Here is a 14,199-nt window from a genome sequence, read left to right on the forward strand (position 1 = left end):
TATAAAGTTTTATCCTGCATACCAAACATGACTACAATTTTTCCGTCTTTGTAAAGGTTGAGCGTTTGTTCCGCCACATCATACCGGAAAGAATTATCGCTGATAAGTTTTAGGAATTGGGTTTCGCGGCGCATTACATCAGCATCAATACAAGCCATACGGGTGCTGATGCCCTTTGTGAATTTAATTTCATTGCCTGTGGCGCTGTATCCGCCGGAGATGCTGTTGCATCCGCCTTTGCCGTGGAAGCGTTTTTGATTGGTGTCAAACTCCAGCCAGATACCGGAGTTACTTAAGGTAGTATCGTTCAGTTTAATAACGCTCCATTTTTTGCTGCCAATGAAGGCCCATTGTTTATCATTTGAAGCGGTACCCTGCTGTTCGTTGCTGTTATTTTCTTCCAGGCGGAATTGCAGTATGGTATTGCCGTTTTGCCGCAGACTTACCGTTTGTCCCGATACGGTGTACTGAAATGTCTGGTCGCCAAGTTGTTTCATGAAAGTGGTTTCACGGCGCATCATGTCCCTGTCGGGGCAAGCCATCAGGGTGCCGGCGGTTTTGGAAAAAGTAATGTTGTTGCCGGAGATTGTATAAGCGCCCATCATGCTATTGCAGCCACTTTTACCGTGAATACGTTTTTGTGCAGGGTCCAGTTCCATCCATATAGCGCCGTCGGTGATAGCTTCATCACCCATTTTTATCAATACCCATTTCTTTCCTGTATCGGCAGATGATCCTGTATTCGGGATCTTCTTTTTTTCCAATACTTTGGACAATGTGTATTTCAGGGAGGAGCCATCGGCCGGCGGGTTCTTTATTTGTGTAATTCTTACCCGGAGCTTGTACCGGTAGCCGGGTGTATATTTAAAGCCATTGATATTGGTATATAAGTTTGACCAGTCCGTGTCATTTACCCCTTTTATCTGCAAACACTCCATAGGAGCTACGCCGGTACAGGGCTCCTTTGATTCTTTTACATAGATGACCTGTGTTTTGGCCGGTTGCTGTTTGTTTTGTACCGGGCCCGTAAAGGTGGTGGCGAGGGTGATTGCTAACGCGAATAACATAAAATATAGATTTTAATGATTAACAACAAAAGGGGCTACGAAGTTGTCTCTTTTGAAGGAATGATTCACTTTTTGCAAAAACGCTGCCAGTCCGCCTTTTATGGGCCTGGTGTTACCTGTTGCTGCCCTGGTGGGCTGTTTGGTGTGATTTCCCTATCTGTTTGATAATAGATTCGTAATAAGCCAGTTTATCTTTACCCGGGAGACTTACAATGGTTACATCGTTTGCGATGAGCAGGTCCAGTTTAAATTTGGATGCCGCTACATATTCTTCCGGGATATAATAGAAGATCTGGTTAGGCACCGGAACGTTTTTGTGATGAAATTTTTGCCTTGCCCTGTAGGTTAACAGCCACCAGAGGTCTGTTTCAACAAAATCGAGTGATAAACCGAAGATGTGTATATCTTCTGTAAAGAAGAGATCGATCCAGGAGTGGAAGTATACCTCTTTGGAATGGATACGGCGGAGCAGGGAGGGCTTGGGTACTTCTTTGGAGGAGTATACGGTGCCGCTCACCACGTAGTTACGCATCAGCTGTAACTGGCCGCCATAGTGCTCAAAGCCCAGGTTAATGCTCATGGGATTGAGGCAATCGCCATGAATATGCCAGTAATGGATATTACCTACTTCATATCTCCTGAAAATACTATAAAACTTTTCTTTTATAATACTGGTGTTTTCCAAAGGTATTTGTCCTTCCAGCGTAAATTCATAGTTGGTGGTAAGAATATGCGCGGGCTTAAGGTCACGGATAGCGCTGTGCAGCGGGTTGGCCTTTATTTCTGCGGCTTTGATGGCAATAAATGATTTAAGGTCTTTTTCTCTTATCCGGTGATTTTTGCTGGCGGTCAGAAAAATTTCTTCATACAGGAGGGGGAATGGTTTTTTATCGTCCAGTTCCACGCAGCCGCCTGCATGGCAGAAGGTGATAATATCCTGCAGCAGATCTTTCCAGCTCTGGCCGCGGGAAATGTTGTTGATGTCATTTCCGATTAATAATACGAGGTTTTTCATAGTACATTCCGTCTTTTAGGGGTGGATAAACCGGAAGGTGAGGTTAATTCTTCCGTCTGATATTTTAGTGGTTTTCGGGACCTGGTGCTCCCAGTATTCCTGCAGTGGTCCTTTCATAATCAGGAGGGAGCCATGTTGCAGCGTTAATTCATACTTTCGTTGATGCTCACTTTTATAACGCAGCTGGAAACGTCGGGCAGCGCCAAAATTTACGGAGGCAATTACCGGGTGACGGCCCAGCTCCGGTTCATTGTCTGCATGCCAGCCCATAGAGTCATTGCCATTACGGTAAAGGTTCAGTAGTACACTGTTGAACACCTGGCCGCTGATGGGAGTGATCCTGTCGCGGATCTGTAACAGCCCGGTTGTCCATGGCTCTGTGTGAAAAACATTCCCGGAGAACCTATAGGACGTGGCCGCATCTCCATACCAGGCCATCAAACGGGGAAACAATACTTCTTTGCCGTACATTTTCATGGATTCCTGTTTCCAGTTGATGGTTTCCCGCAGGTGTTGCATGAAGTAATTGCTTTCCGGTTCGTTAAAAAACTGCGGATAGTAAGCCAGCTCTCCATTCAGTAATGAAATCTTCGTGGCATCCTCATCGTTAAAAAAACTTCCCTGCACATTCATAACACAAATTTACCATCGTGCTACGCACTGTATATGTAATGTTATTTGTCTGGCGTATTATCTTTCCAGGCCCATAAATAGCGGCAGGCATGGGTCCGGTAGGGCGACCATTTCTCCGAAATACTGACCAGCTTATTCCGGAATGCTTTTTTGTCTTCCCGGTCCAGTTTGTACAATTTAATGATTGCCTGTTGCAGTCCCCAGTCGTCCATGGCAAATACATCTTCGCGGCCGAGGTAAAACATCAGCAGCATTTCCACTGTCCAGCGGCCAACGCCTTTGATTTGGGTAAGGTAGGCAATCACTTCGTCGTTGCCCATTTTTTTCAGTTTGCTATCAGTTATTTTTTCGGCGATCACAAACGCCGCCACATTTTGCACATAGGTAACTTTTGCATTGGATAAACCAATACCACGGAGGGTTAAGGGGGGAGTATCCAGTATTTGCCGGGCTGTGGGCTCTTTGCCGGCATAGAGATCCAGGAACCGTGCGTAGATCACATCTGCTACTTTGGTGGATAGCTGCTGGCTCATTATGGAGCCGATCAGTTTCAGGCAAATGTTTTTTCGTATTGCCAGCTCCGTTAACGGACCGCTGATTATTTTCTGTAGCTTTTTATCCTTGCTGAGATGTGTTACATAGTGTACCGGAGTAATATCCGGGGTGCTTTTAGACCTGGGCATAAACTGTTTTTTATGAAGTTAACGCGTCACATCATCCATTACCCGGCTTCCACGGCGGATATTAATAACTGAACGGCTGGGTATAAATCACCTGCAGCAGTGTTTGTCCTACTGCCTGCAGCGTTTTCCGGTCAATCACATCCATGTTATCGTTTTGAGTATGCCAGTGAGGGGCAAAGTCGTTGTTCGCCTGTAACGCGATGATATCGAATGTTGGAATATTGGCGATGGTATTTACCGCGATATGATCATCCGTGATAAAGGCGCCGTTATTCTCATAGCGGAACAGGTCGGAATAACCGAGGCGGTTGGCCACATCCCAGAACATTTTCATCTGGGCGCCTGCGTATTGTTTGGAAGAGCCTTCCATATAGAATTGGGTGCCGCGTCCGCCTACCATATCCAGGAGGATGCCGTAATTGGCCTTATAGCCCGGGATGTGCGGGTTTTTGGCCCAATACTGGGTACCGAGGCAAAATGAATTTTCATCATTTTTAGCGCCGTAGTCTTCCACATCTACCAGCAGGATATCTACACCGGCTTCCGGTTTTTGTTTCCGGAATTGCCGGGCCGCTTCCATCAGTACGGCAACACCGCTGGCGCCGTCGTCAGCACCGTCCAGTTTCTTTGTTTTATCAAAGGCGTCTTCATCTGCCCAGGGACGGGTATCCCAGTGAGCCAGCAGTAAAACGCGCTGTTTGGCAGCAGGGTTGAAACTGGCGATGATATTAATGCAGGGCAGTTTTTCATTTTTAGGTCCGGTAACAGTGGTACGCTGTACGTACACTGTATCCGCCCAGTTACGGAGATTGCCGATCAGCCAGCTGGCGCATTTTTCCTGTGCGGGGGTGTTGGGTATCCTGGGTCCGAAGCTCACCTGCTTTGCGGTATACGCATATGCAGAATCTGCCTGGAAAGCGGGTACCGGTACATCCACTTTGGCCACTTTGCTGTCGCCTGTACTATCGCTGGTGTTATCGGTTGTCTGACTGTTCTGCTGGCAGGCGCCGGCCAGTAAGGCCAGCGCTGTCAGCGTAATAAGAGCTTTACGCATTATCTTCCGGAATATTTATTTTATTGAAGACTATAGGAAACGGTACCGTCTTTCTCATCTTTCAGCTGAATGCCTACAGACAATAATTCGTTACGGATCTTATCTGAAGTTGCATAGTCCTTGCGGCTTTTGGCTTCTTTCCGCATCTCAATCAGCATCCGTAATACGCCATCCAGTTTATTATCTTCCCCGGAGATGGCTTCCTGCCTGATACCGAGAATATCTACGAGATAGGTTTTCCATGTTTGTTGCAGCAACAGGAAAGTATCTTCGCTTATTTCGTGCATTTTTATCTGCCCGCCTTTCAGCGAGTTGATCACTGGTGTAAGTTCAAACAGGTTGGCCAGTACTTTTGCCGTATTGAAATCGTCGTTCATGAATTGAGGGCATTCCAGGCACCACTGGCGCACCTGCTTATCCAGTTCTTCGTTAATGCCCTGGCCGTTTGCGCCAGTGTAGCTGAGCTTCTGTAATGTTTCATAAGCTGCCCATAAGCGCTGCAATCCTTTTTCAGCGGCCTGCAGTGCTTCATTGGAGAAGTCCAGCGTACTGCGGTAATGCGTCTGCAAAACAAAGAAGCGGATGGTCATTGGGCTGTATGGCTTATCCAGTTGCGGGTTTTCACCGGAAAACATTTCGGTGAGCTTAATGGTGTTGCCATAAGCCTTACCCATTTTACGGCCGTTGATGGTGATCATGTTATTGTGCATCCAGTAACGGGCCATCATATCGCCGTGTGCAATTTCACTTTGTGCAATTTCACATTCATGGTGGGGGAACTGGAGGTCCATGCCGCCGCCATGGATATCGAATTGTTTGCCCAGGTATTTGGCGCTCATGGCGGAGCACTCAATATGCCATCCGGGAAAACCTTCGCCCCAGGGGCTCGGCCAGCGCATAATATGCTCCGGCGGCGCTTTTTTCCAGAGGGCAAAGTCTGCTTTATTATGTTTATCGTCCTGGCCTTCCAGTTCCCTGGTGGTTTCCAGCATATCTTCCAGTACACGGCCGCTCAGGATACCATAATCGAAGCTGGCGGCATATTTTTTTACATCGAAATACACGCTGCCGTCCACTTCATAGGCATAGCCTTTTTCCATGATCGTTTTGATCATTTCAATCTGCTCAATAATGTGCCCGGTGGCGGTGGGTTCAATACTTGGTTCCAGACAGCCAAACTGCAGCATGGCCCAGTGGTACAGGTTGGTGTATTTCTGTACCAGTTCCATGGGTTCCAGTTTTTCCAATACGGCAAACTTGGAAATTTTATCTTCCGCGGCGCGGCCTTCTTCTTCAAAGTGGCCTGCATCGGTAATATTGCGCACGTAACGTACTTTATACCCCAGGTATTGTAAATAACGGAATACTACATCAAATGTAATATAGGGGCGGGCATGTCCGAGATGTGATTCGCCGGATACGGTAGGGCCGCACACATACATACCAACGTGGCCCGGGTGTAAAGGTGTAAATACTTCTTTCTGACGGTGTAATGAATTATATATCCTTAGTTCTGACATATGCTGTAAATGACAGATGTCGATATAGATGACATCTTATTTTTTATTGATGGATGGCAAAGATAAAAATTGTTTTCCTGGTATAAGCAGGCAACAACATCGGTCAGCGCTAAAAATATTATACATTTTCATAATTTATTACAGTTATTTATTTACTTCTACTGCTGTTTTTCCGCTACCGATCAGGCTAAGACTGGTAATTACAGGATAATGGTCAGACAGGTCTGAGTTTATTTTCCGGAAGCTGTTTACCTTAAAATGGTTACTGACAAAAACGTAGTCAATACGCAAGGTAGGCGCAAGCCCTGTAAAAGTACGGCCAATTCCGAAACCTTTTTGCAGAAAAGCGTCCTGGAGGTCGCCTTTAATGGTAAAGTAGGTATAGGAGGCGGGGGTATCGTTAAAGTCGCCGCACACGATCACAGGGTATGGGCTTTGCCGGATAAAATTGCCTACAATATCGGCTTGCTGACTGCGGCGGATATACGCCTCGCGCATTTTCTGGACAATGCTTTTGGTGGCTTTCAGCCCCGTATCTTCCTGGTTTTTGATTTTCCGGATGGCGGAATAGTCATTTTCGTTAAAGCGATAAGATTCCAGGTGCATATTAATGATCCGGAGGGTATCCAGGTTTTTCACAATATCGGCATAGATAAGGCTTTCGCTTCTGGGGCCGTCGCTCATTTTCACTTTATCGGCTGCAATAATGGGAAAACGGGAGTAGATAATGGAGCCCCAGTGCTGCATGCCATCCCGGTTAAAATCACTGGAAAAGTAACGGTAAGGCAATTCCATCTCCCGGGAAATGTCTTCCCGGTTATTAAAATCATTTTTCTTTTCAGAGGTATAAAAATCCTGGAAGCAGGCAATATCCAGTTCCTGTTTTTTGATCATGGCAAACATAGCCTGCCGGTTATATTTGCTGTCTTTTTCGCGGTATAGCCCAAACTGGCTCACATTGTAACTCATTACAGTAAGGGTATTGCCGCCGGTGACCGCCTTATTGCCGGAAGGCATCTTAAAGGCCACAAAAGCACTGATGGATTTCCAGCCAAGCAGCAGGGCAATCAGCGACAGCAAGGCATAGCGATAATTAAAAAACAACCATCCTGCCAGGAATATCACCAGTATACCCAGGAGGAAGGGGAACGCCAGCGTAATAAAGCTGATAGGCCAGAACCACGCCGGTGAAATATATGGTGCCATGCAGGCTGCCAGGAAAAGTAATACCACGGCGAAATTGATGATCAGAAAAAATCCTTTCGTAAAGAGTCTTAAAAAGCGCACCGCGTCATACTTTGTTGAAGTACTAAAGTTAGTTTTTTTTCAATGAAAGACAGGCCATCACCGGAAAATGCTCAGATGCCCCGGGGTGGAAAACCTTACTGCTATGGATGTTCACCGGGGATTGTGCCAGTATGTAATCGATCCGCAGTGAGGGCGACAAATAGGAGAGCGTTCGTCCCCATCCGGCGTTTGTTTTGAGGAATGCATCCTGCATGCTGTGGCTGATGGTTTTATAGGTGAAGGAAACGGGCGTGTCGTTAAAATCGCCGCAAACGATGGCCGGGTAAGGGCTTTCGGCTATCAGCGCCGCCAGTTGGAGGGCCTGGCCGGATCTGGCCCGGAAGGTGCTTCTCATTTTATATACCAGGCCGCTTCCTTTAGGAGCTTTCATCTTTTCATAATCCTCACTGTTAAACATATACGAAGTCAGTTGAACAGAAAATATCCGCACCGTATCTCCCTTTATCTCCACATCGGCCTGAAGAAAGGTACTGCCGCTGCCAAACGTGCTTTTCCCGCAGGGGATAGCAGAAGCGGAGATCACAGGGTAGCGCGAAAACAATGCAATGCCGTAATACCAGCTTTCCCAGTGGGTTTTATCGCAGGTGAAATAATGGTAGGGGTAATTCCCTGCTGACCTGATGCGCTGAATATGATGGTCTTTGTCAGGATGATCGTTCGTGTAAAACTCCTGCAAACAGAGTATGTCCGGGCTGCCGGCCGCAATGGTATTGTAGATCGCAGCTTCTTTGTTTTTATCCGTTACATATCTCACCAAACCCATACTGCTGGTATTATAGGTCATGAGGGTAAATTGCCTGCTGTTGGTTTGCGGGAGTAATATATTTTTCCGGGAGATGTGAACGCCCCAGGTAGCCAGGGCGGCGGGCATGGCACAGAGAATTGCAATTATATTCATTAACACAAATGCCGGTTTCCGGCGCCACGCCCATAAACAGGTGCATATTAAGCACAGGGGGAAGAGCACCGGAAAGAAGAATCCGGAGAATCCGGCCGGCCAGCACTTTCCGGGGTTGAGATAAGGAAGAAAAACGCTAAGGAGCAGGGCTGTCACCAGGCAAATATTGCTCCAGCGCAGGGTGCCACGTACAATAATTTTCAGCATAGGGAACAAGCAATTGCGATCAGGTTTTAAAGTACAAAAAAAGGGGAAGATGCCGGCAGTTTTATACTGATAACATCTTCCCTTTTATCTGTGAAAGTATTTTCTAATCCGTAATACTTTTATTCTGTTTTGCTTGCTCTTAATAAGGTATCTCTTTCCTCTGGCGTAAGGGAGGCTAAACCGTTTTCGTTGATCTTATCAAGGATTTCATTCAGTTTTTGCTCAGGTACTTTGCCAATGCGCCTGTAGGGCTGCTGGTCCGCATCTGCCGGGAAATTCTTCTTTTTAAAATCGTCCGGATTGATGCGCTGTGATGCAGGGTGAAATACATGAGTGAGCTTAAAAGTGAGCCTGTTGAAGCCTGCGCCCGGATCCCTGCCGTTTTTCCACTGGTACATAAAGAACCAGCCTGCCAGGGCGCCACCGGCCAGCCCGGGGATATAGGTATATCCATAGCTGGAAGAAGCCATCAACGCTCCAACGGAAAGCATCACGAAAACGAGGGTAATGATCCAGAGTGAAATACCTCCCGCCAGTAAAGGGAATATGCGATAACGGGGAGCAACGGTGGTTACTCCAACTGCAATGGCCATAATACTGCCTGCAGCGCCAAGGGCATACTCATTGCCTGCGAGGGCGTGAAAAGAAGGGATCAGCTGCATCGCAGCCACGTAAACAAGATTACTGCAGATACCTCCAAAGAGATATAAAGGTAAAATCCGCTGGTAGCCTGCCAGGTGCTGCATGAAAGTGCCGAAGCACCAAAGCCACACCATATTGGAAAAGATCTGCCAGAAACTAATGTGTGTAAACAGGGAAGTGACCAGCGTCCACGGGCGGGTCAGTAATTTGGAGGGATCTGCCGGGAGCCTCAGCCATGTCATGATATCCTGGTGGAACCGGGGTTCGCCTACCTGTTCCATCTGGTATATAACAAGGGTGAAAAAAAGGAAAACGAAAATCGTAAGATTAACGACCATCAGGTGTGTCACCATATTTCTTCCTTCTCCTAAAGAGAGGCGGGGCAATTTCTCTTTTTCCAACGCATGCATGGTACAAATATTTTTCAATACAAAAATACGTCAATAATACAGTTGTCTTAATAAAAATCTCTTCTGCTTTTATTCCATCCTCTCAGCAGCAGGTAAGCAAAGAGCGCGCCACCAAGGTGGGCAAAATGGGCAACGTTATCGCCAGCTGAATTTTGGATACCGGACCACAGTTCACCCAGGATCATAAAGCCAACCACAAATTTGGCCCTGATTGGTATCATGGCAAAGAAATACAGGTACCGGTTGGGGAACAGGTAGCCGAATGCAAACAGGATACCGTACACCGCTCCGGACGCGCCCACTGTAGCGCCATTCCGGTAATAGGCCACATAATTTTTGACATACAACCTTGCCATTTCTATGGCTTCCGGGTCATGGGCGGCTAATGCACCTTTCAGGCTTTCCATGTTGAAGTTGGCCAGGTTGCCGATATCGAACTTATTATCGAGCGCCACAAAATTTGAGAAACTCGGGTCGTTCAGGAACTGTATAGCATACCTGTTAAGGTTTACATTCTCATATGTAAGCACACCCATGTGACAAAGAGCAGCGCCCAGTCCGCAGATCATGTAGAAGATCAGGAAACGCTTGGGACCCCATAAGTTTTCCAGGGTAGCGCCAAACATCCACAGTGTAAACATATTGAAGAGCACATGCGTAATGTTCTTCGGATCGTGCAGGAACAGGTGCGTGATGAACTGATGTGGCTTGAATAGTTCGGAGCCCCAGTAGTGAAGGGCAAACAAACGACTCAGATCGTAATCAAATTTGCTCAGCAGCGTAACCTGCACCAACCAAACCAAACCGTTAATGATCATCAGATTTTTGATCACCATTGGCAGGTACTGAAATTTTCCGGGCCTGTACTCGTTCATTGTAGCTAGTTATTATCTCTTTTTTTCAACAACACCACATTTTCGATGTGATGGGTGTGCGGGAACATATCTACCGGTTGTACCTTTTCCACTGTATAGAGTGAGTCCAGCAAAGCCAGGTCCCTGGCTTGTGTAGCGGGGTTACAGCTTACATATACAATTTTAGGGGCACCGATTTCCAGCAATTTATTTACCAGTTTTTCGTGCATGCCTGCCCGTGGGGGGTCTGTGATCACCACATCCGGCTGGCCATGCTGTGCAAAAAACTCATCATTACAAATATCCACTACATCGCCTGCAAAAAAAGTAGCATTGTCCACATTGTTACGGGCAGCATTTTCCTTTGCATCGTCTATTGCTTCCCTGATCAGTTCAATACCTACCACTTTGCGGGCGCTGCGCGACACGAAGATGCCGATACTGCCGGTACCGCAATATAGGTCATATACGATTTCGGACCCGGTTAACCCTGCAAAATCCCGTGTTACCTTATACAGCACTTCTCCCTGGTAAGTATTGGTCTGGAAAAAAGATTTCGGGCCTATCTTGAAAACAAAATCTTCCAGTTTCTCTTCAGCATATCCCTTACCAAAATATACTTTCGGTTCGAGGTCGAAAATACTGTCGTTTCCTTTCGGGTTAATGGTATACAATACCGTGGTGATAGCCGGAACCGTTTTCAGCAGGTGATCCAGTAAGGCAATCCTGTTGGGCTTGTCTTCATGATGGATCACCAGGTTTACCATGATTTCACCGGTGGTGCACAAACGGACTACCAGGTTTCGCAACCAGCCCTGCTGGGCGCGGATATCATAAAAAGTGAGGTCGTGGGAAACCGCGTATTCACGGATGGTATTACGGATCAGGTTTACCGGCTCCTGCATCAGGTAGCAGGTGTCTATATTCAGCACTTTGTCGAATAGCTTGGGTACGTGGAAGCCCAGCGCGGGTTTCACAGGTATTTCACCATTGTTGGCTTTGATCTCCTCGTTGGTAAGGTATGCCTTGTTGCTGAACGTGAACTCCAGTTTATTGCGGTAATGTTCGGTATGCGCACTGCCAAGGATAGGATCCATTGGCGGTAAGGCCAGCTTCCCGATGCGTTGCAGGTGATCCGCCACCTGTTGTTGTTTGTACTCCAGTTGAAGCGCATAAGGCAGCATCTGCCATTTACATCCGCCGCAGGTGCCAAAATGCTGGCAAAAAGGAGTGACTCTTTTATCTGAATAGCTGTGAAAGCGCACTACTTTCCCTTCTGCCCAGTCTTTTTTGTTCTTACCAAGACGAACATCCACCACATCACCGGGAACCACACCGCCTTCAATAAATACAACTTTCCCGTCGTGACGGGCCAGGGCTTTACCTTCTGCCGCATAAGCAGTAACCGGTACATTTTCTAAAACAACATTTTTTTTCCTCACGGCTGCAAAGGTAATTGAAATGCTGAATCCTGCCTCGTAATTCATATGAATTACCATTCAGCACACCGCTTTCCTTTTTTACTTTTTTCCACTTACATTTACATATTGCTTTCAAACATTATGCGTAGATTATTTGCACTACTGATTGTGGCCCTCCTGGGGGCATTGAGCCTGCAGGCACAGGGATACCAGATTTCCGTAAAGCTGAAAAACTTTACCGGCGGGAAATTTTTCCTGGCGCATTATATGGGCAGATCCACCTACCTGGCCGACTCTGCAGATGTAAGCCCGGCAGGAGAGGTGGTATTGAAAGGCAAGGAAAAACTGCTACCCGGTATTTACCTGCTGGTATTGCCCGGTAAACAGCAGTATATAGAAACCCTGATAGATAAGCAGCAGGTTTTTAGTGTAGCCATCGATACCAGCGATCTTGTTAACAAAACGGTGTATAAGGGCAGCCCGGACAACGATGGGTTCCTGGCCTACAATAAATTTCTTTTTGAACAGGAAACATTGAGCCGGAGTATCCAGCAGCAGCTGCAAACGGCGCATACAGCGGCGGATTCTGCAAAAGTACAACCGCTGCAGCAGGAGTTGGGCAAGAAGATCCAGCAATTCAGAACCGCCTTTATCAAGACGCATCCGGGCAATATTCTCAGCACTATTTTCCTGGCCATGAAAGAACCGGTGGTACCACCGCAGCCGGCAGGAGCAGATTCCCTGTTTGCCTATCACTATTTTAAAAGCCATTACTGGGATGAGGTTGACCTGGAAAGCGACCGCCTTGTGAGAACACCTATCCTGGAGGGCAAACTGAAGAAGTATTTCACGCAGCTGGTGCCGGTACACCCCGATTCTATTATTGTTGACTGCGATGCTATGATTGCCCGCACCCGTAAAAGTAAGGAGGTTTTCAAGTTTGTGCTGTGGTGGCTTACCTATAATTATGAGAGCTCGCCTTACATGGGAATGGACGCGGTTTTTGTACATCTTGTGGAGAAATATTATGTGCCGGGAGAAGCTTTCTGGCTGAATGACGAGCAACTGAATAAAATTGTGGACAGGGCGTATACTATTGCCCCCAACCTGATTGGAAGACAGGCAGCCCCGCTGCAGTTTAAAGACACCGCGGCCCGGTCGCTTTCACTTTATAAAACGCCTGCTAAGTTCACCGTACTTGTTTTCTGGGACCCCACCTGCGGACACTGCAAAACAGAGATTCCCCGCCTTGACTCTGCCTGGAATGCCAGCTGGAAAAGCAAAGGCGTAGCTATGATCGGTATTAAAACGGAAGGTACGCGGGAAGAATGGCTGCAGTTTATTAAGGACCACCATCTTAAAGGGTGGATCCACGGCTCAGATCCACAGGCGGAAACGAATTACCGCAGGCTTTATGATGTTTACAGCACGCCAATGGTTTATTTATTGGATGAAAAGAAAAAGATAGTCGCAAAAAGGCTGGGTGTAGAGCAATTGCAGGAGTTCCTGGACAGGGTTGCCCCAAAAGATTCCGCAGCCCGTATGTAGAAACAGAAGTATAGAACGTAGAATAGATGCCTCAATCTATATTGATAATCAGTTGTTTATTTAATTTTAACGTTCCTTTGGCATAGTCTTTGGCTTTGGGGTTAACGGATCATAAAACCAAAGATTATGAAGAAGATCTTATTATCATTCGCAGCGTTAACCTTTTCCATTGCGGCGATGTCCCAGGCAAGAGTTGGGATTAAGGCCGGCTGGAACCTTTCCAACATCACCTATGATAACTCCGGAAACACCAAAGACAGTCGTTCATTATCCGGTTTTAATGTGGGTGCCATTGCGGATTTACCTCTGGTTCCAAAAATTTTGTCTTTTCAGCCCGGGGTGTTTTATACAACAAAAGGTACTAAACTGGAAACCGGCGACAAGAACAACTCTACTGTGAACCCATACGCCAAGTATACCATAAACCCGTCTTACATTGAGATCCCGCTGAACTTCGTGGCTAAGTTGCCAATAGGCGAAAGTTCCAGTCTTTTTGCAGGTGTGGGTCCTTATTTCGCATTTGGTGTAGCCGGTAAGCAGAAGTATGAAACCACCATTGCCGGCGTACATGCCAGTGGTTCAGAAAGCATTAAGTGGGATGATGACACACCGTTTAACAACGACCCGAATACGGCTTATAACAAAATGAAGCGTTTCGACTGGGGTGGTAACGTGCAAATTGGTGCGGAACTCAGCAATTTCCTGGTTTCAGCACAGTATGGAATTGGTTTTGCCAAGGTGAACTCCGGGGAAGACAATAGCACAGATGATAAGAGCAAAAACCGTGTATTCAGTGTATCGGTAGGTTATTTATTCGGAGGAAAATAACTGTGAAACAAACAATTACACGATTAAATTGTAATAACTGCAAGCAAGCAAAAAACAGGTTTATTTATTAGTTTGGCAATCAAAAAAAATCGGGGAAGCGATGCCCAACCT

General features: G+C 46.7%; 13 protein-coding genes. 2 read left to right on the forward strand and 11 right to left on the reverse strand.

Annotated features, from left to right (window positions below; translation table 11 throughout):
* The 11 genes from VN105_RS26070 to rlmD all read right to left on the reverse strand — a co-directional run.
* A partial coding sequence (locus tag VN105_RS26070) for an META domain-containing protein (protein ID WP_325645764.1) occupies positions 1-1,067 on the reverse strand: 1,067 nt, incomplete at its 3' end.
* Positions 1,068-1,179: 112 nt separating this feature from the next.
* Complete coding sequence (locus VN105_RS26075; protein WP_325645766.1) at positions 1,180-2,082, reverse strand: hypothetical protein; 903 nt, start codon at positions 2,080-2,082, stop codon at positions 1,180-1,182.
* A 15-nt stretch (positions 2,083-2,097) separates the two neighbouring features.
* Positions 2,098-2,715: an alpha-ketoglutarate-dependent dioxygenase AlkB family protein gene (locus VN105_RS26080; RefSeq protein ID WP_325645767.1), complete on the reverse strand. Its 618-nt coding sequence runs from the start codon at positions 2,713-2,715 to the stop codon at positions 2,098-2,100.
* Positions 2,716-2,756: 41 nt separating this feature from the next.
* Positions 2,757-3,398 carry a DNA-3-methyladenine glycosylase 2 family protein gene (locus VN105_RS26085; RefSeq protein WP_325645769.1) on the reverse strand — a complete coding sequence of 214 codons (642 nt, stop codon included), beginning with the start codon at positions 3,396-3,398 and terminating at the stop codon, positions 2,757-2,759.
* Positions 3,399-3,459: 61 nt separating this feature from the next.
* Entirely contained in the window at positions 3,460-4,452 is a 993-nt protein-coding gene (locus VN105_RS26090; RefSeq protein WP_325645771.1) for a M28 family peptidase, read from the reverse strand.
* Positions 4,453-4,472: 20 nt separating this feature from the next.
* The gene (gene cysS / locus VN105_RS26095; protein ID WP_325645773.1) at positions 4,473-5,972 is read right to left on the reverse strand and encodes a cysteine--tRNA ligase; all 1,500 of its coding nucleotides are present in this window, start codon (positions 5,970-5,972) and stop codon (positions 4,473-4,475) included.
* Positions 5,973-6,116: 144 nt separating this feature from the next.
* Entirely contained in the window at positions 6,117-7,259 is a 1,143-nt protein-coding gene (locus VN105_RS26100; RefSeq protein ID WP_325645775.1) for an endonuclease/exonuclease/phosphatase family protein, read from the reverse strand.
* 28 nt (positions 7,260-7,287) lie between these two features.
* Positions 7,288-8,178, reverse strand: a complete 891-nt coding sequence (locus VN105_RS26105) for an endonuclease/exonuclease/phosphatase family protein (protein WP_325645777.1) — start codon at positions 8,176-8,178, stop codon at positions 7,288-7,290.
* A gap of 326 nt (positions 8,179-8,504) precedes the next feature.
* Positions 8,505-9,437 carry a rhomboid family intramembrane serine protease gene (locus tag VN105_RS26110; protein WP_325645779.1) on the reverse strand — a complete coding sequence of 311 codons (933 nt, stop codon included), beginning with the start codon at positions 9,435-9,437 and terminating at the stop codon, positions 8,505-8,507.
* Positions 9,438-9,484: 47 nt separating this feature from the next.
* Entirely contained in the window at positions 9,485-10,312 is an 828-nt protein-coding gene (locus VN105_RS26115) for a rhomboid family intramembrane serine protease (protein ID WP_325645781.1), read from the reverse strand.
* A 5-nt stretch (positions 10,313-10,317) separates the two neighbouring features.
* The gene (rlmD, locus tag VN105_RS26120; protein WP_325645783.1) at positions 10,318-11,778 is read right to left on the reverse strand and encodes a 23S rRNA (uracil(1939)-C(5))-methyltransferase RlmD; all 1,461 of its coding nucleotides are present in this window, start codon (positions 11,776-11,778) and stop codon (positions 10,318-10,320) included.
* A 75-nt stretch (positions 11,779-11,853) separates the two neighbouring features.
* Here rlmD and VN105_RS26125 point away from each other — a divergent pair, with 75 nt between their 5' ends.
* Together VN105_RS26125 and VN105_RS26130 are read left to right on the forward strand one after the other, a co-directional pair.
* The gene (locus tag VN105_RS26125) at positions 11,854-13,260 is read left to right on the forward strand and encodes a redoxin domain-containing protein (protein ID WP_325645785.1); all 1,407 of its coding nucleotides are present in this window, start codon (positions 11,854-11,856) and stop codon (positions 13,258-13,260) included.
* 126 nt (positions 13,261-13,386) lie between these two features.
* Positions 13,387-14,088 (forward strand): porin family protein, encoded by a 702-nt coding sequence (locus VN105_RS26130; RefSeq protein WP_325645787.1) that lies wholly within the window; start codon positions 13,387-13,389, stop codon positions 14,086-14,088.
* Positions 14,089-14,199: the final 111 nt, after the last annotated feature.

Source organism: Chitinophaga sp., from assembly GCF_035564935.1.
In the GTDB taxonomy this organism is placed as follows: domain Bacteria; phylum Bacteroidota; class Bacteroidia; order Chitinophagales; family Chitinophagaceae; genus Chitinophaga.